A 23,557-nucleotide genomic window follows, 5' to 3' on the forward strand; every position below is an offset into this window, starting at 1 on the left:
AGTTGTGGGCATGGCTGGACGGGGGGTTACGGACAGTCGTCAGCGGAACCTGCTCCGGAGGGTGGTGAGCAGGTACGCGCAGAGCAGCGCGGCCAGCGACAACGTCATTGCGCCACCGACAGGTTGGGACAGCACGCCGAGCGCGGCTTCCAGGTAGCGCTCTCCCCCGAAGGGCCAACGCGGCACGAGGGCCTCGCGCAGTCGCAGCGGCAGTCCGGCCGCGGTTCGAACGGACGGTCCGTCCAGGACCTTGTGAACGACAGGTACGACGAGTAGGGGCACGGCGGCCACCGCGGCGAGGCCGGCCGTGGTGGACCGGAAGACACCGGCGGCCAGTACGCCGGCCCAGGCACAGCCGACGACGAGACCGACCCAACTCGCACTCAGGGGCAGCCAGTCGGCGGAAACCTGCGCGAGTTCCCGTCCGTAGACGAGATAGAGCACCTCGGCGTCGCAGCCGACGGTGAGGACGGCCAGTGCCAGCGCGGCGGCTGACGAGACGAGCAGTTTGGCGACCAGCAGCCCCAGCCGGCGGGGCACGGTGCCGCGGTCCGCGGCCAGGGCGGGGTGGCGGAACTCGTCACCGAAGGACAGCGCGCCGAGCAGTCCCGCGCCGAGGGCAGCGGGCGGCAGGGGCAGCTCCCGCGGCCACGCCGCCAGCAGGCGCGGCTGCGGGGTGTGCCCGATGCGCGCGAGCACGACGGCGGTCACGGCGGACACGACGAGTACGACGGCCCCGGTGACAAAGCCGGTGCCGATCCCGGCGGCTCGGCGGATCTCGTAGCGGAGGGGGCGGAGGGGACTGGGGGCTGGGCGGACGGAGATGGGAGGCGGCAGAGGGGGCAGCGCGTCGAGGGTGCGAGCCGCGCCGCGGGCTTCGACGGGGTGCGGCTCGGGGGCTGGGGAGGAGGCGGACCGGGGAGGGGCCGTGGCATGGCCCGAGTGGTCGGCCGCGGACGCGTCCGGGCACTCGTGGGACTCGACGACCGGCTGCGCATCGCCGGAAGCGGGCAGCAGCTCGTCGGCGACCGGTTCCGGGGGATCAGCCGTGGGCTGCGGCGCGAGGGTGGGTTTCAGCTCCCGGGAAGGTTCGGCCTGGACAAGGGCCGCCGCATCGCCCGAGTGGTCGGCCGCGGACGCGTCCGGGCACTCGTGGGGCTCGATGGCGGGCTGCGCATCGCCGGAAGCGGGCAGCGGCTCGTCGGCGACTGGATCCGGGGCGTCAGCGGTGGGCCGCAGCTCGAGGGTGGGGCGCGGCTCAGGGGCGGCGGCCGTGGGGTCCGGCGTGGCCGGTGCCGACACGTCCAGCGAGGGCTCCGGCTCACCGGCCCGGGGCACGGCGGTTGGGGAGAGGGCGTTGGTGATGCATGCCGGCTGGGCCGGGACTCGCTCCGGCTCGGCGCCGGCTCCGTCCTGCTCGACGCTGCCGTCTTCCGGCTCGACCCTGTCGCGATCCGGCTTGTCGGCGGAGGCGCGCGCCGTGTCAGCCCACTGCCGCTCCTCGCCCGCCGGCTGCCTCGATCCGGCAAGGCCCTCATCCAGACAGCCGTGTCGATCACCTGGCTGCGAGACTCCTGCCCCAGGGCCCATGTCGCCGATCTCGTCGGCGAGTTGGTGGACGACGATGTCGTGGCGGAACGCGGTCTCCCCGACGTCCGCGCAGGTACTGCCGTACACGGAGAGGCGGTTGTCGCCCTCTCGTACGACTTCGACGGAGCGCTGGGCGGTGCGGGCCTGCTTGGTGAGGAGAGCGCCGAGACGGGCCGCGTGGGGGCTGCGTACGGCCACACGGGGGCGCAGGCGGGTGCGTGAGAACTCCACGGCCTCCTGGTCGGCCACGAGCCTGCCCTGCTCCAGCGTGACCACACGGTCGGCGGTGCGCGCGGCCTCCTTGGGGTCGGCCGTGGTGAACAGGACCGTGCCGCCATGACCGGCGTGCGCGCGAAGCATGCCGTGCAACCAGCCGCCCTCGCGGACGGAGAGCCCGTCGGCCGGGTCGTCGAGGACCAGGGTGTGCGGGTCGGCCAGGAGGACACAGGCAAGTCCGAGACGGCGGTCCATGCCGCGCGAGAGGGCACCGAGGCGTTCGTCGCGCAGACTCACGAGCCCGACCGCCTCGAGGACTTCGTCCGCACGCCGGACCGGAACCCCCGCGGCGGCACACAGCATGCGCAGATGGCCGCGGACCGTGCGGGCCGGGTGCCCCGGCACGTCACCCAGCAGCACGCCGACCTCGCGTGAGGGATGGGCGATCCGGTGCAGGGGGCGGCCCCGGAAGTAGGTGATGCCACGACCCTGTTGGAGCTCGAGCATGAGCCTGAGGACTGTCGTCTTGCCGGCACCCGGGGCTCCGAGCAGTGCGGTGACGCGGCCCGCTCGCGCCTCGAAGGAGACGTCGTCGGCCGCGGGCGGAAGCTCTTTGCGAGGGTTGCTGGTCAGTCCGAAGGCCTGGATCACTCGCAGCAAGATAGCGCGCTATGTCCGTTTTTCCGGGCAGCGCAAGGCCGTCTCGGGTGGGGCAATCACCCGTGCTCGGGCTGCGGGCGGATCGCGTTCCAGGCCCGGCGTCACACCTCGGGGCGCAGCATCGGAGGGTTGAGCAGCGTCGCGCCACCCGCCCGGAAGAGCTGTGCGGGGCGGCCGCCCTGGCGGGTGGTCGTCCCACCGGTGGGTACGAGGAAACCCGGGGTGCCCGTGACCTTGCGGTGGAAGTTGCGCGGGTCGAGCGCCACCCCCCACACCGCCTCGTAGACACGACGCAGTTCTCCGACCGTGAACTCGGGCGGGCAGAAGGCTGTGGCCAGCGACGAGTACTCGATCTTGGAGCGGGCTCGCTCCACTCCGTCCGCCAGAATCTGCGCGTGGTCGAAGGCGAGCGGGGCGACCGGCTCGGCGTCACGCCCGTAACCGCCCTGCTGCAGCAGTTCCTCGACCGGAGCCCAGCGCGCGTTGCTGGCGTCGCCGCCGGCTCTGGGCGCGGGCAGGTCGGGAGCGAGGGCGAGGTGAGCGACACTGACCACCCGCATCCTGGGGTCCCGTTTGGGGTCGCCGTAGGTGGCGAGCTGCTCCAGATGTGCGCCGTTGTCCTGGGCGGGGACAGCCGGGTCGTGGACGCGCAGCCCCGTCTCCTCGGCCAGCTCGCGCGCCGCGGCCTGGGCCAGGTCCTCGTCGGCCCGTACAAAACCGCCGGGAAGTGCCCAACGCCCCTGGAACGGTGGTTCGCCCCTGCGTACCGCCAGCGCGCACAGGGCATGGCGACGCACGGTCAGTACGACCAGGTCCACGGTGACGGCGAAGGGCGGAAACGCTGACGGGTCGTAGGGCATGCGGCGATCATAGTCGTCTGCCTGACGATAAACACTCCCTTCTCGGCTCGCTTCGCTTATTGATCCACTTCGGTCGGGTATCGGCTTCGGAGTCGATCCCCGGTGATCCGGCGATGTTCTGTCTTGGCAGGTCAAGCCCCCAGCTGCAGTCCGTCGGCCGCCTCCTCGACCATGACGAGGCCGAGCCGGCTGACCCGCACGGAGAACGGGGCGCCCGCCACACGCAGTCCCGTGAAGCCGACCTCGCCCAGGGGTGCGCTGCGCACAGGGCGCAAGGTGACGGTCCCGGCCGGGGCGTCGGGGCGGATGCCGGCGAGCGTGGTGAGCAGCAGGATTCCGGCCCCCGCCGGGGTCGCCGCGGGGCGGCAGGCCGCCGGGTGCGGGAGGGGAGCGCTTCCCTCCGTACGCTGTTCCCCCGCGTACATCTCGGGCAGGCGATGGGCGAAGCTCTCGGCGGCCTCGAGTACGCCGCGCAGCAGCGAGCTCGCCTCCTTCTCGTAGCCCGCCGCGGCCAGACCGGCGACGGCGAGTGCCGTCTCCTGGATCCGTACGGCGCCGGCGCGGTGGCCGAACGGATTGAATCCCGGTTCCTTCGCGCCCAGTCCACGCAGGCCCCAGCCCGAGTCCATGACCGGGCTGCCGAGCAGCCGGGCGAGCTTCTCGGTCTGGACCTTGTCGAGCAGACCGGGTGCCACCGTGCCCCCGCCCAGCAGCCCGGTGTCGAGAAGATGGACGGCGGACGCACCCAGGTGAGGCACGGGCCTGCCGTCCGGGGCACGGGCTGCCGCGGGCCTGCCGCCCCCGCGGTCGTCGAGCCAGAAGTCCTCCCGGAACGCGGGCCGTAAGGCCTGCGCCCACTCCCGGAGTGCCGCTCCGCCGGTACGGCCGCAGGCGTCGAGCAGCTCGGCACCGAGCAGTGCGGCACGGTGGGCGTGGGCCTGTGTCTCGCAGCGGATGGGGCCGCCGGGGTGTGGGTCGCCCAGATACGTGCTGTCGCCCACGGTGGTCCGCAGCCAGGTCAGGCAGCGCTCGGCGGCGGGCAGCAGTTCCTCCGTCTCCTGCTCGCCGAGCCCCCAGCGTCGGGCTTCGGCGAGCAGTACGGGGAAGAGCAGCGTTGCCTCCGTACCGGTGCACTGCGGCGGCAGGTACGGCCCGGCGTCCCGTCTCGGGCCGGGGATCATCCCGGACTGCGGCCCCGGTCCGGTGAGTTGGGTCCGGGCGAGGATCCGGAGCGTGCCGGCTGCCAGGCCCGTGCCGAGCGGTAGGGCCATCCGGGCGGCGACGAGCGCATCGGCGGGTGCCAGGCCGCAGCGCCAGGGTGCCCCGGCGGCGAGATGGGTGTCGGCGGGGTTCGCGGAGTCGCGCAGCAAGAGGGCCTGAAGGTCCTCGATACTCGTCCGCAGGAGGGCGGAAACTCCGGGGTCGTCGCCTTCCGCACTCGCCGCGGCCAGAGGGCTGGTCGCGGCGCGGCCCACAGCTCGGACAGGCCCCGCGCCGTCCGGCCGCACCCGCAGTTCCACGCTTCTGCTTCCGCCCGGCGGCAGGTCGAGCTCCCACCGCAGCAGTCCGGCCGAGGCCAGGGCGTCCGAGGGAGGCGGTTCGGCCGTCACGGACGCGTTGCCGGTGGGGCTGGACCAGCGCAGGCCGGAGCCGCAAACGCTGGCGGGGAGTTCGGGTCCCGCGGTTCCCGAAGCGATCGAGCCGAGGTCGGCCAGGTCCGTGCCCAGGACCACCTCGACCGGCAGGCGCACCGGGCGGGGAGCCGCATTGTGCAGAGTGATCCGCTCAGTGCCGTCCGCGAAGCGGTTGCGTTCCACGACCACATCCGGGTCCGGACCGGCCTGCGGGGACGTACGGAGCGTGCCCACGAACCTGGCGCGGTCAGCCGAGGCCATGCGGGCCTGCACGGCGAGGGGTTCCCGTCCGCCCACGCGGATCTCGCACCGGGAGAGCACGCGCCGGCCGCCGCGATAGAAGCCCTCCAGCCCCTGGCCGGTCATCTGCCCTTCCTCCGTCGAGATGGCCAAACCGGGAAGGGCGACGCAGATCATCGCTGTGTGGGCGGGCGGCAGGTCTGCGGACCAGCGCAGTCCGGGGATCGTGGCACCCCGGGGTGGGGGCGGGGGCGCGTGTTCGGTGGGCGACGCCGCCCTGCCAGGAGCCGAGGGCGATGCGGGTGAGCCGTGCCCCGACGTGGATCCGGGGCGACGGCTCTGGCCGGCCCACCGGGGCGACGAGCGGCCCGGGCCCGGCGGCGAGGGGGTGCGGGAGTCCGGGCCGGTGGGCGACGAGCCATGTGAGGCCCCTGCGGGGAACCTGGGCCCGTAACCGTCGACCCGCGCCACTGGCCGAGGAGGGGCATCCCGGCCCCCCGACCCCGGTGCCCCGGACAGGCCGAGGCCCGGCACGAAGGGCGGCAGAGGCCTGTCTGCGGAGCGGCGGTCGCCGGCAGCGGAGGAGGGCGGAGTCGGCTGATGCATGGGGAGGCTTCCTCTGCGCTCTGTGCGCCTCGGTCGGGTTCGGCGCGGGTGCCGGAGGGCTCCGACGGGACAGGGGCAGTGCGGCGTCACACCCCGTTCGGGCGTTCCGCCACTCAGGTGAACGCCGTGGGCGTCCTCCGGGTCACGCCCGCGCCCCGGCCCTTGTGCGTCAAGGCCACCCGGCGGCTGAGGGGGGCGGCGAATCACTCCTCCCCCTCCGTACCGTGGCCGGGCTGCGCACCGTCCTGCCCCGCGTCCGGGCAGGGCATGGCCGCTTGCCGTGAGACACGCGCACGTGTGCCGCCCCCGCGCGAGCTGCCGGACCGCGCGGGCCCCGTCGTCGCACGCGCGGGAGGCGTGCCGGCTTCCGCGGCACCCGCCGGGCGCCTGGCATCCGGCTGCTTACGCCCGAGCGAGACAGGCCCGCTCGCCTCGCGGCCGGCACGGGTACGGCCGGAGGAGGTGTCGGGAGCAACGGCGGAACGAGAGCGGCGGCGTCGGCGTGAGGGAGCCGCTGTGGGCGTGGGCCCGGGGTCGGTCTGTGGCACCGCAGTCTCCCGCCCGGCAGCCTCGGCGACGTGCGCACGAATCATGGCGTGGTCGACCACCGATCGCCCACGGCCTTCGCGCTCGGCTCGCAGGCAGGTGCGGATCGACTCCGGGTCGAGGCCCTCATTGCAAGCCTGGTGCAGGAGACGGGCGAAGAGGTAGTCGGGATCCGCGCCCAGGGCCATGGCGAGGGCCTCCCGGGCCTCCAGTTCGTCACCGGTCGACCAGGCGACCCAGCCCGCGAGGGTGAGCGGCGCGGCGGCATGTTCGCCGTAGGGGCCGACGCAGCGGCGGGCCAGCGTCCGCCAGAGACGAAGGGCACGCGCGGCCTCGTCGCCCTCCATCCACTCGGCCGCGCGGTCGCGGGTCGCGCGGTCCTGGAGACCGAGGATCAGCCGGGCGGCCTCGTCGTGCCCGAGAAGTTCGTCGTCGCGGAGGTCGGCCAGGAGCATGCCGGAGACGGGCCTCGCCTCGGCGAGGCGGTCCAGGATCCTCCCGGCCAGTTCCAGTGTCTCGTCGGCCACGCAGGCGCGGCCCACCTCGTCCAGGAGCCTCGGTACCAGCGTCATACCGGCGGTGTCGAGGGCGGCCTCCTGTTCGAGGGCGGCGGCGTTCTCCCAGGGCAGCAGCCGGGCCCGAAGCTCCCGCAGCGTGCCGCGTACCTGGATGCCCGCGTAGGTGGCCGCGGCGGCCAGCACGGAGGTGCCGGGCAGGCCCATGGGGGCTCCCTCGGGCGAGCAGCATGCCGCGTTGTCACAGCAGTACGACCAGTAGCGACCCTCCGAGATGCACAGGGCCTCGACCACCACCACGTCCCGGGAACCGCACTCGACGCGCAGCCTCTGGGCCAGTGGCCTCAGCCGCTCCATGACCTGCTGTCCGGACTCGCCCTTCCGCGGTTCCTGGCAGAGGAAGGCGACCATCGACTCGGGCCTGGCTCCTCGGCGCTCGCTGCCCGTCACCAGGCCGTGGGCCAGTTGTCCGGCCGCGGACGGCCAGTCGTCCGCGTTGGCCGGGATGCCGAGCCTGGCCCGCCCCCCGAACCGTCCGCGGCCGTCCCTGTCATGCAGGGCGACGAGGACGATACTGTCCTCGGGGCGGTACCCGAGCAGGTACGGCAGGGCGTCGGCCAGTTCGGCCGGGGTGCGCAGCGTGACCTGATGCTCGCCGCCGTGACCGTCGTGCGCGGGGCCGGGAATGGGCGGTCCGGGCGGGCCGTCCTCGTTCGCCTGCCGCTTCTGCTGCCCACCGTCCTTGTGCCTGCCGGGTGCGTCGGGTCCGGTGATGTCGCCGCTCTCAGGGGATCCAGTGGCTTCGCTGTGGTTCGTCATGTGGAGACGATCTCGCGGAATCCGCAGCTCCGCTTTGCCCTGTGGATAACTCCAATCAGGGGCATGTCACCAGGAACCTCCCGGCTCTCGCGTCTCCCCGGGCACCGCTCCCGTTGTCACTGCCGTCCTGTTTCATGGAACGCATGGAGCACACGAGCAACGCGGATCTCCGGGCGGCGGCCGACACGGTCCTCGCCCGTCTCGTCGGGGACGTCTCAGGGGCGGCCCGGCTGCGCGAGGACCAGTGGCGGGCGATCGAGGCACTGGTCGCCGACAGACGACGTGCCCTGGTCGTCCAGCGCACGGGCTGGGGCAAGTCCGCGGTCTATTTCGTGGCGACCTCGCTCCTGCGGGCGCGGGGCAGCGGTCCGACAGTGATCGTCTCCCCGCTGCTCGCCCTCATGCGCAACCAGGTCGAGGCGGCGGCCCGGGCCGGCATCCACGCCCGGACCATCAACTCCTCGAACACCGAGGAGTGGGAGGCCGTTCAGGAGGAGATCGCCGCGGGTGAGGTGGATGTCCTGCTGGTCAGTCCGGAGCGGCTCAACAATCCGGACTTCCGGGACCAGGTGCTGCCCCGGCTCGCGGCCGCCACCGGGCTCCTGGTGGTGGACGAGGCGCACTGCATCTCCGACTGGGGTCACGACTTCCGGCCGGACTACCGCCGGCTGCGCACCATGCTCGCCGACCTTCCGCCCGGTGTGCCGGTGCTCGCGACCACCGCCACCGCCAACGCGCGCGTGACGGCCGATGTCGCGGAGCAGCTCGGCACCGGCGGCAGCTCGGACGCCCTCGTGCTGCGGGGCCCGCTGGACCGCGACAGCCTGAGTCTGAGCGTGCTGCGGCTTCCGGACGCCGCGCATCGGATGGCCTGGCTCGCCGAGCACCTCGACGATCTGCCGGGGTCCGGGATCATCTACACGCTCACCGTGGCCGCCGCCGAGGAGGTCACCGCGTTCCTCCGGCAGCGCGGGCACACGGTCTCGTCGTACACGGGCAAGACGGAGAACGCGGATCGTCAGCAGGCCGAGGAGGATCTGCTCGCCAACAAGGTGAAGGCGCTGGTCGCCACCTCCGCGCTCGGCATGGGCTTCGACAAGCCCGATCTGGGATTCGTGGTGCACCTCGGCTCGCCCTCCTCTCCCATCGCCTACTACCAGCAGGTGGGCCGCGCGGGACGCGGTGTGGAGCACGCCGAGGTGCTCCTGCTCCCGGGGAGGGAGGACGAGGCGATCTGGAAGTACTTCGCGTCACTCGCCTTCCCCTCGGAGGACCTGGTGCGCCGCACGCTCGATCTCCTCGCGCACGCGGAGAAGCCCTTGTCGCTGCCCGCTCTGGAGCCCTTGGTGGAACTGCGACGGTCCCGTCTGGAGACCATGCTCAAGGTCCTCGACGTGGACGGCGCGGTCCGGCGGGTCAAGGGCGGCTGGGTCTCGACCGGGCAGCCGTGGACGTACGACGCCGAGCGGTACGCGTGGGTGGCGCGCCAGCGGGAGACCGAACAGCAGGCCATGCGTGCGTACGCGTCGACGACAGACTGCCGCATGGAGTTTCTGCAGCGTCAGCTAGACGACGAGGCCGCCAAGCCGTGCGGTCGCTGCGACAACTGCACGGGTCCCCGCTTCGTCGCCGACACGTCCGATGAGGCACTCGACGCGGCACGCGTGGACCTGGGCCGGGCGGGGGTCGAGGTGGAGCCGCGCCGCATGTGGCCGACAGGGCTGCCGGCGATCGGGGTGGACCTCAAGGGACGTATCCCGGTCGGCGAACAGGCCGCGTCGGGACGCGCCTTGGGCCGTCTGTCGGACATCGGCTGGGGCAACCGGCTACGGCCCCTGTTCGCACCCCAGGCCCCCGACGGGCCCGTTCCGGACGATGTGGCGAAGGCCGTGGTGGGGGTGCTGGCCGACTGGGCCAAGGGTCCCGGCGGCTGGGCTTCCGGCGCATCGGACGCCCAGCCGCGCCCGGTCGGCGTCGTCACTGTGGCGTCCCGCAGCCGCCCCGCGTTGATCCACTCCCTGGGAGCGCGCATCGCGGAAGTCGGCCGGCTGCCGCTGCTGGGTGCCATCGAGTACACCGACGACGCGCACCCGGGTTCCCGGAGCAACAGCGCCCAGCGGCTGAAGACGCTCGACGGCGCTCTGACCGTGCCGCCCGCCCTCGCCTCCGCTCTGGCCGAGGCCCAGGGCCCGGTCCTCCTCGTGGACGACTACACGGAGACGGGGTGGACCCTCGCGGTCGCGGCCCGCTCGCTCCGACGCTCCGGCGCGCAGGGGGTGTTGCCGCTCGTACTGGCCTTGCAGGGGTGACGACCGAGTCTCCGGTGCGAGGTGTCGGCACCGGAGTACAGGGCACGCGCCATCTGGTACCCCGGCGGAGCGAGTCGCGCACCCCTCTGGACGCCGCACACCCCTGTGACGTACGAACGTGTCGTGCTCGAACGCCCCATGGGTGGCCCGGCGGCGCACTGGGTAGGGATATTAGCCGCGCATCATCTGATAACGGTCGACGCCCTCAATTGCTCGTTGCCGCATTCAAGTTCGACAGGAAGAATTGAAGTCCGCTCCCGCACGGCGCGCCCGCCGATCCGGTAGGGCTTCGCTGCGGTGCGCGCTCCCAGGAATCCGACCTCGCCCGCAGTGTGGGCGCGTAGCCGAAGGGAGGACCGTGACCTTCGGATTCGCTCCGGCATCGGCAGCGGCGTCGACGTCCGCCGCTTCCGCCAACCGCTTGCTCGAACCCGCGGAATGGGCCGCCGCCGGGATCCCACTGTTGCGCGACCCCCGTGAGGTCGTCAGCGGACTGCACGCCCGGCACCACCCGCAGCCGGCGACCGCTGTCGTCGCCGTGCTCGACCCGGACGAGCGGCTGCGGGCGAGCGCCTCGTTCGTACGCCGCCCGGCCCCGGCCGACGGCTGGATGTTCCGCAACGTGCTGCTCGCGCAGCTGCGCCGGGTCATCCCGCACGATCTGCGGCGTCGCACTCCGGTGCGGACCGCGGTGCTGCTCTACTGCCGTGAGGGTGACGCCCGTTGGACGGAGGAGGACGGCGCGTGGATGTGGGGCCTGCGCGACGCCTGCACCCTGCACGGGCTGCGCTGCGGGGCGTACATCACGCTGACGCGTGACGGCTGGCAGGTCCTCGGCGAAGGCCGCGGCGGACGCCGCCCCCACTCGGCTTCGGCACCGGAGCCGTTCGCCACGTCCGAGGCGGCGCCACCCCTGCCGCGCACCGGTGGCGCCGCCTCGGAGGTCCTGCGCCGCGCGGCGGCGGCACGCTGAAGCCCTCTGGCCCGGCTGTTTCGCGCGGGTGCTGTGCCGTTCCCTCGGGGGCTGTGCCCTCAAGGCGCGGCATACGAGCCCGTGTACAGACCGGCGCAGGGCCGCCGTGCGCGTCTCCCAACCCTGCGGAGCACGCACGCAGCCACGGCGTCCGGTCCTCCGGGCACGCGAAACCGCACACCCCGCGGCGCCGCCGTAGCGGCGCCTGAAGCCCTCCCCAGCGCCCGGCCGGACGCCGGGGAAGCGGCTCAGACTCCCGCGCCCAGCACCGAGTTGATCTGCTGCGGGTCGCCGCAGACGATCAGCAGGGTGCCCGCCCGGGAGTGGGCCAGGGACAGCGCGCTCGCGGCCGCGGCCTCGGAACCGCCGTTGACGGCGACCACGACCACCGGACGCGACGTGGCGCGGGCCGCGATGGTGGCGTCCGTGTAGAAGACGTCGTCGAGGGCGTCGTGCTGGGCCCAGTAGGAGGCTTCACCGAAGGACAGCTCGTGGGTGGCCCACGGGTGCTGTTCGCCGGTCGTGATCACCAGGACATCACTGGGGGCGCGACCTGAGTCCAGGAGCAGGTCCACGGCCTCCTCCGCGGCGTCGAGCGCGCCCTGCGCCGAAGCCGGGATCAGCTGGATCTGCGGGGCGGCCGGAGCGGCGGCACCGACGGCGGGCCCGGACGGGCCGGGCTTGGCGGCTGCGTCACGCGGCGTACGTTGCACCGGAGGCGCGGGCCGGAGCGGGCCTGGACGACCGGGACGCGACGGAGCCGCGGGACGGGGGCCGGGTACGGGACGGGGGGTCGGCGCGGTGCGGCCGCTGGCCGGAGTGGCGCGGGGACCCTGGGCACTCTCGTGAATCTGAGGCTCCTCGGGAATGAGAGGCATGAGTTGATATCTATCAAACGTTGGTACGGCCCGCGTCGGCGGGTAGCGCATGAGTGCGAACGAAACTGTCAGAAATCGAAGCCGAGCTGACCCTCGATTTCCGGAACACTGCCGTCCGCCCAGCTGCGGACCTTCTTGAGGTGCCGCCACTGGGGCAGCGCATCAAGATACGCCCATGACAACCGGTGGTAGGGGGTGGGGCCCCGCTCCGCCAGTGCGGCCTTGTGCACAGGGGATGGATACCCGGCGTTGTCCGCAAAACCGAAGTCTGCATGGTCGACACCCAGTTCGGCCATCATTTTGTCGCGCTGAACCTTGGCGATCACCGATGCCGCCGCCACCGCCACGCAGGACTGGTCGCCCTTGATCACCGTACGGACCCGCCAGGGCGCACCGAGGTAGTCGTGCTTGCCATCGAGGATGACCGCGTCCGGGCGGACCGGCAGGGCATCCAGCGCACGCCCCGCCGCGAGGCGCAGCGCGGCCGTCATCCCCAGTTCGTCTATCTCCTCCGGGGAGGCATGACCCAGGGCGTACGACGTCACCCACGTCCGCAGTGTCTCGGCGAGTTGGGTGCGTCGCTTGATGGTGAGCAGCTTCGAGTCCGTCAGACCCTCGGGCGGCCTGCGCAGTCCGGTGATCGCCGCGCAGACAGTGACAGGGCCGGCCCACGCGCCGCGCCCCACCTCGTCGACACCTGCAACGATCTTCGCCCCGGTCGTGGCTCGAAGGGAGCGCTCGACGGTGTGAGTAGGTGGTTCGTACGGCATGGCGCCCCTAGGTTACGCCGCCCGGAAGCGCCCGCGACACCCCGGCCCGCCCTCGCGGCGTCACACCCGTCGCGAGTCCCCGGCGGGAGCCGCGCGGCCGCTGCAGCGGAACCGTCAACTGGTCGATGATCTCCTCGATTTCATGATCCTGCCATTCGCAGCCGCACACCTTGGAGCGGTGGGAATCAGCATCGCCGGGACGACCTCAAGGGCAGGGCCGTTCGCGGCGCCGGAACACATCTGCCCTCGCCGAATTCCCCGCCGATGACCCCTCGCATGATCTCGATGGCGGGCTCCCCGACCCCTGAAGATCACGACATGAACCGCCCTGCCGACCTCGTATCGCATTAGCGAATCACTGAGCGAAGCGCGACACCGGGGCGGACGAACGAGCGGGCAATTACGGAGCGTTCCTGCCGTCCACTGTGAGTTCTCGAAGAGACGGAAGGGCTCTCGCGGCTAGACCGAGGCGGGCACCCAGTCCGGGAGCGGTTCCGTCCGCCCTACCCACTCGGCGGGCGGCGCCCCGGCCTTGCCCGCGGCGATCACGCCGCCGACGATGGCACAGGTGGTGTCGACATCCCCGCCGACCTGCGCGGTCGTCCAGAAAGCCTGCTCGTAGTCACTGAGGCTCCTCGCCGCCGACCAGAGGGCGAAGGGCACGGTGTCGTGGGCGGTCGTGCGCCGGCCGCATCCCAGTACCGCCGCGACCGTGGCCGGGTCGCCGTAGTCGAGCATGTCCCGGGCCCGGCGCAGCCCCGCACCCACGGCGCTCTTCGGCACGAGGTCGATGACCCCGTCGAGGAGGGCCCCGGCACCGGGCGGCCCGCCGGGGGCGGCCGCGAAGGCTGCGGCCGCGGCGACGGCCATCGCACCGACGACCGCCTCACGGTGCTGGTGGGTGGTGTAGGCCGAGATCTCCGCCTGGTGGGTCGCCTGCTCCGGGTCGCCCGCGTACCAGGCACCCAGCGGGGCGATCCGCATCGCGGCGCCGTTGCCCCAGGATCCCTGTCCGTTGAAGAGTGCCGCGGCGAGTTCGCGCCAGTCCCCGCCCTCCCGGACGAGTCGCAGCAGCCGGTTGACCGCGGGGCCGTAGCCGCGGTCGAAGTCGTGGTGCTCGGCGAAGGAGCGGGCCAGGGCGTCCTGGTCGACGCGGTGGTGGGCGGCCAGGACGGCGACGACGGAACCGGCCATCTCTGTGTCGTCGGTCCACTGCCACGGCCCGGAGGGCACCTCGCGGCGCTTCAGCAGCGGGTAGTTCACCGGCACGAAGTACTGGGAGCCCAGGGCGTCTCCGACGGACAGTCCGCGCAGACTGGCCAGGGCGCGGTCCAGACGCCCTTCGGGGGAGGAGTCAGCGGTCATCGCCCTGCCACTCTATCCGGTGATCCCGTAGGGTTCGGGATCTCGCCAGCGGTCGAACGGCCGGTCAAGCGTGTACTTGCCGTCCTCTCCCAGAACGAGCATCCGCACCTCGCCGTTCCCCGGGTTCGACAGCGATTCGAACTCCGCGACCGTCCAGTGGAACCACCGCATGCAGAACAGTCGCATGGCCAGACCGTGGGTCACGATGAGGACGTTCGGCGGATGATCGGGGTCCTCGAAACTGCGGAACAGACTCTCCAGGAAACCGCCGACCCGGTCGTAGACGTCGGCGCCGGACTCGCCCTGGGCGAAACGGTAGAAGAAGTGGCCGTACGCGTCCCGGTAGGCCTTCTGGAGACGGACCTCGTCCCGGTCCTGCCAGTTGCCCCAGTCCTGCTCGCGCAGCCGGGGCTCCTCACGTACGCGTATGAGATCGGGGTCGAGATGGAAGGAGCGCAGCGTCTCGTGCGTACGGCGGTACGGGGAGACGTACACACTGACGCGCTCACCACCGAACCGATCACGCAGCCGCTCTCCCGTCGCCTCCGCCTGCCGCCGGCCCTTTTCGGTCAGCGACAGGGCGTGGTCGGGTACACGCTCGTACACGGAGTCATCAACATTGCCCGTTGACTCGCCGTGCCGGACAAGGACGATGCGCCGTGGTCGTGCCATGCCAAGACCCTAGATCGGGTGAGCGCTTGCGCAGCACTCATACCCCACCCATACAGCGTAGGTCACACTGATCCCGCACCACAGGTCACACAGATCAGGCCTGTCGCCGACCGCAACCAATCCGAACGAATCATGCCGAAGCAGCCTGTTCCGAATCAGGGCGTCCGGGCCGTCCGAGTCAGGGCGTCCGGGCCGTCCGAGTCAGACGGTCCAGCCCGGTTCCATGCCCACGATGTCCCCGGTGAGCGCCGCCACGTCCGCCTCCGTCTGGGCCCTCAGGGCGAGCCGCTCCACGCGCTCGGTGCGGTACTTGCCGTGTTCGGCGTCGGAGCGCCACATCGACAGCACCAGGAACTCGTGCCCGGGCGCCTCGCCGAACAGCCCGCGCACCATGCCGGGAGAGCCGGCCATGGCCGGGTTCCAGACCTTCTCCTGCATCAGCACGAAATGCTCGGCCCGCTCCTCGTGGACACGGCAGAGCGCCACCCGCAGCAGGTCGGCGTCCGTGAAGCGCGGTTCGAAGCCGGTCTTCACGTCGAAGCGGTAATCGAAGAGCCTGACCTGGGCATCCTTGAAGGTGCCCGACTGGGCCGACGCCAGCCGGTCGTGGGACCGCGCCATGAAGGAGTCATAGAAGGCACGGCTCTCCCAGAACGCGAAGATGTGCGCCACATCCGGCCGCCCCCGGCTCCAGCCACCCCCCTGCCCGCGAAACCCCGGCTCCCCCAGAAGCCCCGCCCACTTCCGCTGCCCCCGCTCGAAACCGCGGCGGTCCACCACGGTGCAGCGAATCCACTTGACCAGCACCGCGCCATGGTAAGGCCACGGAGCGTGGCCCCGGTCACTCTCGGCCGGACCGCTCCTCCGCGCGCGCACCCGCTCCCGTGGCAGGATGGACAAACAGTCGCAAGCGCCCGGCAGTTGGGGCGAACAGGCGGGTCGGTACGGGGAAGGGGACTCTGGTGGACGGGCTCAACAAGGGACTGAGCAAGATCGAGATCGCGATGAGGTGGGATCCCAGTCCGGCGGGGCAGCCGTCCACCGATCTGGACCTCGTCGCGGCGACGTATCCGGCGGACGACCCGCACGGCGACCCCGCCTATGTGGTGCACTTCGACAGCCGCTCCCCCGACGGCACCATCTACCTCAACCGGGACAGCAAGGACGGCCAGGGCTTCGGCTACGACGAGGTCATGACGCTGGAACTCGGCCGGCTCGCCGACCGGTACGCGCGCGTGGTGGTCGGTGTCGTCATCCAGCAGCGCCCGGCGGAGCGCACCTTCGTCAGCGTGATCAACCCCGGCCTGCGGATCCGCGAGGGGTACACGGTCCTCGCGGAGGACGACTTCGGCGGTGTCCTCGGCGCCACGGCGGCGACGGTCGCGGAGTTCGTCCGGGACGGCTCGGGTCCATGGGAGTACCGCCGCGGTCTGCACGGCTTCGAGGGCGACCCGTCCGACTTCGCCCGGACGATGGGCGCCGCACGCCGGCCCTGAGCTTCTCGCCGACCCTGAGCTTCTCCGGCGGCCGCACACGGTCCGCCGCGCCCGCGACCGGGATCCGCCGCCGACGCACGACAAGAGGGGCACCGCCCGAAGGCGGTGCCCCTCCGTCATCGGCTCAGGCGCTCGGCGTCAGCTGCAGCCGCTGGTCGAGCCGCAGCCCTCGCAGATGTAGCACGAACCCGCGCGCTGCATCTTCGTACCGCAGGAGAAGCACAGCGGGGCGTCGGCCTGGATGCCCAGCTGCATCTCCACCAGTTCGGCACTGGTGTGGGCCTGCTGCGGTGCGGGCTGGGGCGCCACTTCGTTCTTCGGAGCGGTGACGGCCTTCAGCTCCTGGGCGCGCGGCGCCGACTGGGCCAGACCCTCGACGTCGACCTCGTCCTCGTTCGGCTCGTACGAACCCGTCTCCAGGTGACGCTGGCGCTCATCGGCGGAGTGGATACCGAGCGCGGAGCGCGTCTCGAAGGGCAGGAAGTCCAGCGCCAGACGGCGGAAGATGTAGTCGACGATCGACTGCGCCATCCGCACGTCCGGGTCGTCCGTCATACCGGCCGGCTCGAAGCGCATGTTCGTGAACTTCGAGACGTACGTCTCCAGGGGGACGCCGTACTGGAGGCCGACGGAGACCGCGATGGAGAAGGCGTCCATCATGCCCGCGAGGGTCGAGCCCTGCTTGGACATCTTCAGGAAGACCTCGCCCAGACCGTCGTCCGGGTAGGAGTTGGCGGTCATGTAGCCCTCGGCGCCGCCGACAGTGAAGGACGTGGTGATGCCGGGACGTCCCTTCGGGAGGCGCTTGCGGACCGGGCGGTACTCGACCACCTTCTCGACCTTGGCCTCGACGGCCGCGGGCTCCTCAGCCTTCTCCTTCTCCTCCCACTTCTTGGCGGAGAGCGGCTGGCCGACCTTGCAGTTGTCGCGGTAGATCGCGAGCGCCTTGACGCCCAGCTTCCAGGCCTCGAAGTAGATCTCCTCGACCTCCTCGACGGTCGCCGACTCCGGCATGTTGACCGTCTTGGAGATGGCGCCGGAGATCCACGGCTGGATCGCGGCCATCATGCGGACGTGGCCCATCGCGGAGATGGCCCGCTCGCCCATGGCGCAGTCGAACACCTCGTAGTGCTCGGGCTTGAGGCTCGGGGCGTCGATCACATTGCCGTGGTCGGCGATGTGGGCGACGATCGCCTCGATCTGCTCTTCCAGGTAGCCCAGGCGACGCAGGGCCTGCGGGACGGTGCCGTTGACGATCTGCATCGAGCCGCCGCCGACCAGCTTCTTGAACTTGACCAGCGCGAGGTCGGGCTCGACACCGGTGGTGTCGCAGGACATCGCCAGGCCGATGGTGCCGGTCGGGGCGAGCACCGAAGCCTGGGAGTTACGGAAACCGTTCTTCTCGCCGAGGCGGACCACGTCCTGCCAGGCCTCGCTGGCCGCGGCCCACACCGGGGTGTCCAGGTCGTCCATGCGGACGGCCTTGTCGTTGGCGTCCGAGTGCTGCTTCATGACGCGCTTGTGGGCGTCGGCGTTGCGGGCGTAGCCGTCGTACGGGCCGACGACCGCGGCGAGTTCGGCGGAGCGCCGGTACGCCGTACCGGTCATCAGCGAGGTGATGGAGCCCGCGAGGGCGCGGCCGCCGTCGGAGTCGTAGGCGTGTCCGGTCGCCATCAGCAGGGCGCCGAGGTTGGCGTAGCCGATGCCGAGCTGGCGGAACGCGCGCGTGTTGTCGCCGATCTTCTGGGTCGGGAAGTCGGCGAAGCAGATCGAGATGTCCATCGCGGTGATGACCAGCTCGACGACCTTCTGGAAGCGCTCGGCCTCGAAGGACTGGTTGCCCTCGCCGTCGTCCTTCAGGAACTTCATCAGGTTCAGCGAGGCCAGGTTGCAGGACGTGTTGTCCAGGTGCATGTACTCGCTGCACGGGTTCGACGCGGTGATCCGGCCGGACTCGGGGCAGGTGTGCCAGTTGTTGATGGTGCCGTCGTACTGGATGCCGGGGTCGGCGCAGGCCCACGCGGCCTCGGCGATCTTGCGGAAGAGCGCCTTGGCGTCGACCTCCTCGATGACCTCACCGGTCATCCGGCCGCGCAGCCCGAACTGGCCGCCCTGCTCGACCGCTGTCATGAACTCGTCGTTCACACGGACCGAGTTGTTGGCGTTCTGGTACTGGACGGACGCGATGTCGTCGCCGCCCAGGTCCATGTCGAAGCCCGCGTCCCGCAGGATGCGGATCTTCTCCTCTTCCTTGACCTTGGTCTCGATGAAGTCCTCGATGTCCGGGTGGTCCACGTCGAGGACGACCATCTTGGCGGCACGGCGGGTGGCGCCACCGGACTTGATGGTTCCCGCGGAGGCGTCCGCGCCGCGCATGAAGGAGACCGGGCCGGAGGCGTTGCCACCGGAGGACAGGAGTTCCTTGGAGGAGCGGATCCGGGAGAGGTTCAGGCCGGCGCCGGAGCCGCCCTTGAAGATCATGCCCTCTTCCTTGTACCAGTCGAGGATCGACTCCATGGAGTCGTCGACGGCCAGGATGAAGCAGGCGGAGACCTGCTGGGGCTGCTTGGTACCGACGTTGAACCAGACAGGGCTGTTGAAGCTGAAGATCTGGTGCAGGAGGGCGTACGCCAGCTCGTGCTCGAAGATCTCGGCGTCCGCGGGCGAGGCGAAGTACTTGTGGTCCTCGCCGGCCTTCCGGTACGTCTTCACAATGCGGTCGATGAGCTGCTTCAGGCTCACCTCACGCTGCGGGGTGCCTACGGCACCGCGGAAGTACTTGCTGGTGACGATGTTGACCGCGTTCACCGACCAGAACTCGGGGAACTCGACGCCACGCTGCTCGAAGTTGACCGAGCCGTCGCGCCAGTTGGTCATGACGACGTCACGGCTCTCCCACGCCACCTCGTCATAGGGGTGGACCCCAGGGGTGGTGTGGATGCGCTCGATACGCAGGCCCTTGTTCGCCTTGGTGCCCTTGGCGCGGGAACTCCGTGCCGGACCGCTCGCCGTCTCTGTCATGCCGCCTCCCTGTACGGGCGAAAACGCCCTGAAGTGCCCCGTTGTTCCCGTGGCACGGTGTTTCTGTCTGGTGCTGCGGGCACCTACTCGCATCGCCCGCAACAGGTCTTCACGTCGCCGCCGCCCGGCCGGGCCCGGAGCTGCCTTCCGGGTCCGGCCCGCCGGTCAGTCGGCGGTGGCCGCGGGCTCGGGGACCTTCGCCGTCCCTCCGGGCCCGCGATCGTCTTCCTGGCCCCCCGCACCCGTGCCCTCGCGGTCGTCGTCGTCCGCGTCGGCGCGTCCCGTCTCTTCCCTCAGTTCCGCGATGGCCGCCTCGAAGTCCTCGAGCGAGTCGAACGCCCGGTAGACGGAGGCGAATCGCAGATAAGCGACCAGATCGAGCTCCTGCAACGGGCCGAGAATGGCCAGCCCCAGGTCATGCGTGGTCAGCTCGGCGCTTCCGGTGGCCCGCACCGCCTCCTCGACCCGCTGGCCGAGCTGGGCGAGCGCGTCCTCGGTGACGGGCCGTCCCTGGCACGCCTTGCGCACACCGGTGATGACCTTGGTGCGACTGAAGGGTTCGGTGACTCCGGACCGCTTGACCACCATGAGCGAGCACGTCTCCACGGTCGTGAAACGACGGGAGCAGTCCGGGCACTGGCGGCGCCTGCGGATCGACGTGCCGTCGTCGGTCGTACGACTGTCGACGACACGGCTGTCGGGGTGCCTGCAGAAGGGGCAGTGCATGAACTCCCAACCCTCCTCACAGCAGACTCAATGGCCTCGCCGGGCATCTTGCGCCCCACGAAGCAGTCCCAAGCATAGGCGATGACCATGGGCACCGAGACCCGGGGGACCACAACTTGTGGGCTACTGCTGCAATCCAACCACTAGATGTGGGGATTGGCTCATACATCCACGGCGTCCACGCGTGTCGCGCGCGTAGGCGCAGGTGAGACGGACAGGCCGACCCGCACCTGCCTCCGCCGCACACCACGACCCCGCTTCCGGCGCGCGAACGAACGCGCCACGCGCGCGTGGCCGCACCAGTTCACGCACGGCCGTATCGCTGCGGCGCATGCGGAGATACGGTGAGCGCCGCGAGGAGGGGGCGTGGGACTCCCGCACAGATGACCGCCGGTCCCAGGGCGGGGGGATACCGGATGACAGACTGGGCAACAGTCCACGAGGCGATCACCCCGGCGGTGAAGAGTACAGCAATGAGCCCTTTTGCCCGCCGGGAAACGCGGCAGCCAATACACGCGGACACCTGATCGCGTCAGTCGATTCGCGATTTTTCACTCGAACGTGTGTTTGGCGCAACCTTTCGAAACCAACTACCGTTGTCCAGCAGGGAGACCATCGAGAGGGGCCGACGTGACCACCACCGCAGACAGTGCCACCATCACTGCCCAGGACCGCTCCCAGGGCCGACTCGAGCCGGTGCACGCGATGAACGAAGTTACGAACCCGGAGGGGCACAAGCGCTCCTTGCCGGGACGACCTCCCGGCATCCGGGCCGACAGCTCGGGACTCACCGACCGCCAACGCCGCGTGATCGAGGTCATCAGGGACTCAGTGCAGCGGCGCGGCTACCCGCCGTCGATGCGGGAGATCGGTCAGGCCGTCGGCCTGTCCAGCACCTCCTCCGTCGCACACCAGCTGATGGCGCTGGAGCGCAAGGGCTTCCTGCGCCGCGACCCGCACCGTCCGCGCGCGTACGAGGTGCGCGGCTCGGACCAGGCCGCCTCCGTGCAGCCCACGGACACCGCGGGCAAGCCGGCCGCGTCGTACGTCCCGCTGGTCGGCCGCATTGCCGCCGGTGGCCCGATTCTCGCCGAGGAGTCCGTCGAGGACGTCTTCCCTCTCCCCCGCCAGCTCGTCGGCGACGGTGAGCTGTTCGTCCTGAAGGTCGTCGGCGACTCGATGATCGAGGCCGCGATCTGCGACGGCGACTGGGTGACGGTCCGCCGCCAGCCGGTCGCGGAGAACGGCGACATCGTGGCCGCGATGCTCGACGGAGAGGCCACCGTCAAGCGCTTCAAGCGCGAGGACGGCCATGTCTGGCTCCTGCCGCACAACGCGGCCTACGAGCCGATCCCCGGTGACGACGCGACCATCCTCGGCAAGGTGGTGGCCGTGCTGCGCCGCGTCTGACGCCACGCACCGCGTCAGGTGGGCCCATCGGCCCGCCCTCTGACCGGGCCCCGGGACCCCTGCGCCGGTTCCGGGGCCCTGTGCTGTCCGGGCCCGATGGCCGGCTCGAAGGTCAGCCGAGGCTGAGGTACGCGGCGGGGGTCGGCGTCTGGCTCCGCGGCCGCGGACCGACCCCCGAGACTCATCCGGCTTCCGTCTGCTGCGCCGCCGCGTCGATCGCCGCCAGCGACTTCCGCACCTGATTGCGGTCGGCCGTGAACCAGAAGTCGGGCATCGACGCCTTCAGATAGCCGCCGTACCGGGCCGTCGCGAGCCGCTGGTCCAGCACGGCGACCACACCGCGGTCGCCCGACGCCCGTACGAGACGGCCGGCGCCCTGGGCCATGAGGAGCGCGGCGTGGGTGGCGGCGACCGCCATGAAGCCGTTGCCGCCCGCGTCCTCCACGGCCTTCTGGCGGGCGCTCATCAGGGGGTCGTCGGGGCGCGGGAACGGGATCTTGTCCATCACGACCAGCTGGCAGCTGGGACCGGGCACGTCCACGCCCTGCCACAACGACAGCGTGCCGAACAGGCAGGTCTTCGGGTCCGCCGCGAAGTTCTTGATGAGCTCGCCGAGCGTCTCCTCGCCCTGGAGGAGGATCGGGAACTCAGGGATCCGGGAGCGCAGTTCCTCAGCGGCCAGCTGGGCCCCCCGCATGGAGGAGAACAGGCCTAGAGTTCGGCCGCCCGCCGCCTGGATGAGCTCCGTGAGCTCGTCGAGCATGTCCGCACGATCGCCGTCCCGCGCCGGGCGTGCCAGGTGCTTGGCGACGTACAGGATGCCCTGCTTGCGGTAGTCGAAGGGCGAGCCGACGTCGATGCCCTTCCACTGGGGGAGGTCGTCGCCCTCGGTGCCCTCGGGGGCGAGGCCGAGGGAGGCACCGACGCCGTTGAAGTCGCCGCCCAGCTTCAGCGTCGCGGACGTCAGCACCACCGAGCGGTCCGCGAAGAGCTTCTCCCGCAGGAGGCCCGACACGGACATGGGGGCGACGCGCAGGGAGGCGCCGAAGCGGTCGTGGCGCTCGTACCAGACCACGTCCCATTCGGAGCCGTTCGTGATCCGCTCCGCCACGTCGTGCACGTTCTCCACGGACGCCAGTGCCTGTTTGCGGATCGCGTCCTCGTCCTGGACGGACTTGTCGCGGGTCGCGCCGATCGCGGAGATGACGGTGCGGCACGCGTCACGCAATGCCATGAGCGCGTAGCCGAGATCCTCGGGGATCTCCTCGAGCCGGCCCGGCAGGGCCAGCTCCATCAGCCGCTCGAACCCCTCGGAGGCGGTCTGGAGCTGGTCCGCCGCCTTCTCGTTGACGAGCTTCGCGGCGCGGCGCACCGCGCGGTTGACCTGGCCGGGGGTCAGCTCGCCCGTGGCGACTCCGGTGACCCGTGAGACCAGCTCATGGGCCTCGTCGACGATCAGCACCTCGTGCTGCGGGAGAACCGGGGCGCCCTCGATGGCGTCGATGGCGAGCAGCGCGTGGTTGGTGACGACGACGTCGGAGAGTTTGGCCCGCTCGCGGGCCATCTCGGCGAAGCACTCCGCTCCGTACGCGCACTTCGAGGCACCCAGGCATTCCCTGGACGACACCGACACCTGAGCCCAGGCCCGGTCCGAGATACCGGGCGTGAGGTTGTCACGGTCCCCGGTCTCGGTCTCGTCGGCCCAGTCGCGCACCCGCAGCAGGTCCTGACCCAGTTTGCTGGTGGGCGCGGCCGCCTCGAACTGGTCGAAGAGGCCTTCTTCCTCGTCCTGCGGGACACCCTCGTGCAGACGGTGCAGGCACAGGTAGTTCGACCGGCCCTTGAGCATCGCGAACTCCGGGCGGCGGCGCAGCAGGGGGTGCAGCGACTCGACCGTCCTCGGCAGGTCGCGCTCCACCAGCTGGCGCTGCAGGGCCAGGGTGGCCGTCGCGACGACCACACGCTCCCCGTGCGCGAGCGCGGGCACCAGGTAGCCCAGCGACTTGCCGGTGCCGGTGCCGGCCTGGACCAGCAGGTGGGAGCCGCCGTCGATCGCTTCCGCGACGGATTCGGCCATGGTCACCTGACCGGGGCGCTCCGTACCGCCGACGGCAGTGACGGCAGCATGCAGGAGTTCGGGGAGTGAGGGCTTCGTCATAGCGCGACCACCCTACGACCCGGCACTGACAATCGGGTGATCAAGGCGGGGGCGGGGGACGGGATCAAGACCTTGGGCTCCTCGGCGGGGTGG

General features: G+C 71.2%; 16 protein-coding genes. 4 read left to right on the top strand and 12 right to left on the bottom strand.

The features are described 5' to 3' along the window. Nucleotides 1-39: 39 nt before the first annotated feature. From ACFZBT_RS11265 to ACFZBT_RS11280, 4 genes are all read right to left on the bottom strand, one after another. Nucleotides 40-2,457: an ATP-binding cassette domain-containing protein gene (locus tag ACFZBT_RS11265; RefSeq protein WP_391101484.1), complete on the bottom strand. Its 2,418-nt coding sequence runs from the start codon at nucleotides 2,455-2,457 to the stop codon at nucleotides 40-42. A gap of 110 nt (nucleotides 2,458-2,567) precedes the next feature. Beyond that, nucleotides 2,568-3,326: an NUDIX domain-containing protein gene (locus ACFZBT_RS11270; RefSeq protein WP_184589838.1), complete on the bottom strand. Its 759-nt coding sequence runs from the start codon at nucleotides 3,324-3,326 to the stop codon at nucleotides 2,568-2,570. Between the two features lie 131 nt (nucleotides 3,327-3,457). Then, the gene (locus ACFZBT_RS11275) at nucleotides 3,458-5,326 is read right to left on the bottom strand and encodes a glycogen debranching N-terminal domain-containing protein (protein ID WP_391101304.1); all 1,869 of its coding nucleotides are present in this window, start codon (nucleotides 5,324-5,326) and stop codon (nucleotides 3,458-3,460) included. Nucleotides 5,327-6,009: 683 nt separating this feature from the next. Next, entirely contained in the window at nucleotides 6,010-7,686 is a 1,677-nt protein-coding gene (locus ACFZBT_RS11280) for a DUF4192 family protein (protein ID WP_391101307.1), read from the bottom strand. Nucleotides 7,687-7,829: 143 nt separating this feature from the next. Between ACFZBT_RS11280 and ACFZBT_RS11285 the strand changes: the two genes are divergently transcribed. Both ACFZBT_RS11285 and ACFZBT_RS11290 read left to right on the top strand, forming a co-directional pair. Further along, on the top strand, nucleotides 7,830-9,995 hold the full coding sequence (locus ACFZBT_RS11285; protein WP_391101309.1) for a RecQ family ATP-dependent DNA helicase: 2,166 nt from the start codon (nucleotides 7,830-7,832) through the stop codon (nucleotides 9,993-9,995). A 358-nt stretch (nucleotides 9,996-10,353) separates the two neighbouring features. Beyond that, complete coding sequence (locus ACFZBT_RS11290; RefSeq protein ID WP_391101311.1) at nucleotides 10,354-10,968, top strand: hypothetical protein; 615 nt, start codon at nucleotides 10,354-10,356, stop codon at nucleotides 10,966-10,968. A 248-nt stretch (nucleotides 10,969-11,216) separates the two neighbouring features. Here ACFZBT_RS11290 and ACFZBT_RS11295 read toward each other — a convergent pair whose 3' ends face one another. From ACFZBT_RS11295 to ACFZBT_RS11315, 5 genes are all read right to left on the bottom strand, one after another. After that, entirely contained in the window at nucleotides 11,217-11,846 is a 630-nt protein-coding gene (locus ACFZBT_RS11295; protein WP_391101314.1) for a hypothetical protein, read from the bottom strand. A 68-nt stretch (nucleotides 11,847-11,914) separates the two neighbouring features. Then, entirely contained in the window at nucleotides 11,915-12,616 is a 702-nt protein-coding gene (locus ACFZBT_RS11300; RefSeq protein WP_391101317.1) for a ribonuclease HII, read from the bottom strand. Nucleotides 12,617-13,075: 459 nt separating this feature from the next. After that, nucleotides 13,076-13,981 carry an ADP-ribosylglycohydrolase family protein gene (locus tag ACFZBT_RS11305; protein ID WP_391101319.1) on the bottom strand — a complete coding sequence of 302 codons (906 nt, stop codon included), beginning with the start codon at nucleotides 13,979-13,981 and terminating at the stop codon, nucleotides 13,076-13,078. A 12-nt stretch (nucleotides 13,982-13,993) separates the two neighbouring features. After that, nucleotides 13,994-14,653 (bottom strand): histidine phosphatase family protein, encoded by a 660-nt coding sequence (locus tag ACFZBT_RS11310; protein WP_391101321.1) that lies wholly within the window; start codon nucleotides 14,651-14,653, stop codon nucleotides 13,994-13,996. Between the two features lie 201 nt (nucleotides 14,654-14,854). Further along, nucleotides 14,855-15,460: a DUF4937 domain-containing protein gene (locus ACFZBT_RS11315; protein WP_391101324.1), complete on the bottom strand. Its 606-nt coding sequence runs from the start codon at nucleotides 15,458-15,460 to the stop codon at nucleotides 14,855-14,857. Nucleotides 15,461-15,615: 155 nt separating this feature from the next. On the opposite strand from ACFZBT_RS11315, the gene ACFZBT_RS11320 reads away from it, so the two are divergent. Continuing rightward, on the top strand, nucleotides 15,616-16,149 hold the full coding sequence (locus ACFZBT_RS11320; protein ID WP_391101327.1) for a TerD family protein: 534 nt from the start codon (nucleotides 15,616-15,618) through the stop codon (nucleotides 16,147-16,149). Between the two features lie 138 nt (nucleotides 16,150-16,287). On the opposite strand, the gene ACFZBT_RS11325 is transcribed toward ACFZBT_RS11320, so the two are convergent. Next, nucleotides 16,288-19,170, bottom strand: a complete 2,883-nt coding sequence (locus ACFZBT_RS11325) for a vitamin B12-dependent ribonucleotide reductase (RefSeq protein ID WP_391101329.1) — start codon at nucleotides 19,168-19,170, stop codon at nucleotides 16,288-16,290. 165 nt (nucleotides 19,171-19,335) lie between these two features. Beyond that, entirely contained in the window at nucleotides 19,336-19,896 is a 561-nt protein-coding gene (nrdR, locus tag ACFZBT_RS11330; RefSeq protein WP_391101331.1) for a transcriptional regulator NrdR, read from the bottom strand. Between the two features lie 630 nt (nucleotides 19,897-20,526). On the opposite strand from nrdR, the gene lexA reads away from it, so the two are divergent. After that, nucleotides 20,527-21,306: a transcriptional repressor LexA gene (lexA, locus tag ACFZBT_RS11335; RefSeq protein WP_215118136.1), complete on the top strand. Its 780-nt coding sequence runs from the start codon at nucleotides 20,527-20,529 to the stop codon at nucleotides 21,304-21,306. Nucleotides 21,307-21,487: 181 nt separating this feature from the next. On the opposite strand, the gene ACFZBT_RS11340 is transcribed toward lexA, so the two are convergent. Further along, nucleotides 21,488-23,464, bottom strand: a complete 1,977-nt coding sequence (locus ACFZBT_RS11340; protein WP_391101334.1) for a helicase C-terminal domain-containing protein — start codon at nucleotides 23,462-23,464, stop codon at nucleotides 21,488-21,490. Between the last annotated feature and the right edge of the window lie 93 nt (nucleotides 23,465-23,557).

The sequence above is a fragment of the Streptomyces sp. NPDC008137 genome (assembly GCF_042957035.1).
GTDB lineage: Bacteria > Actinomycetota > Actinomycetes > Streptomycetales > Streptomycetaceae > Streptomyces.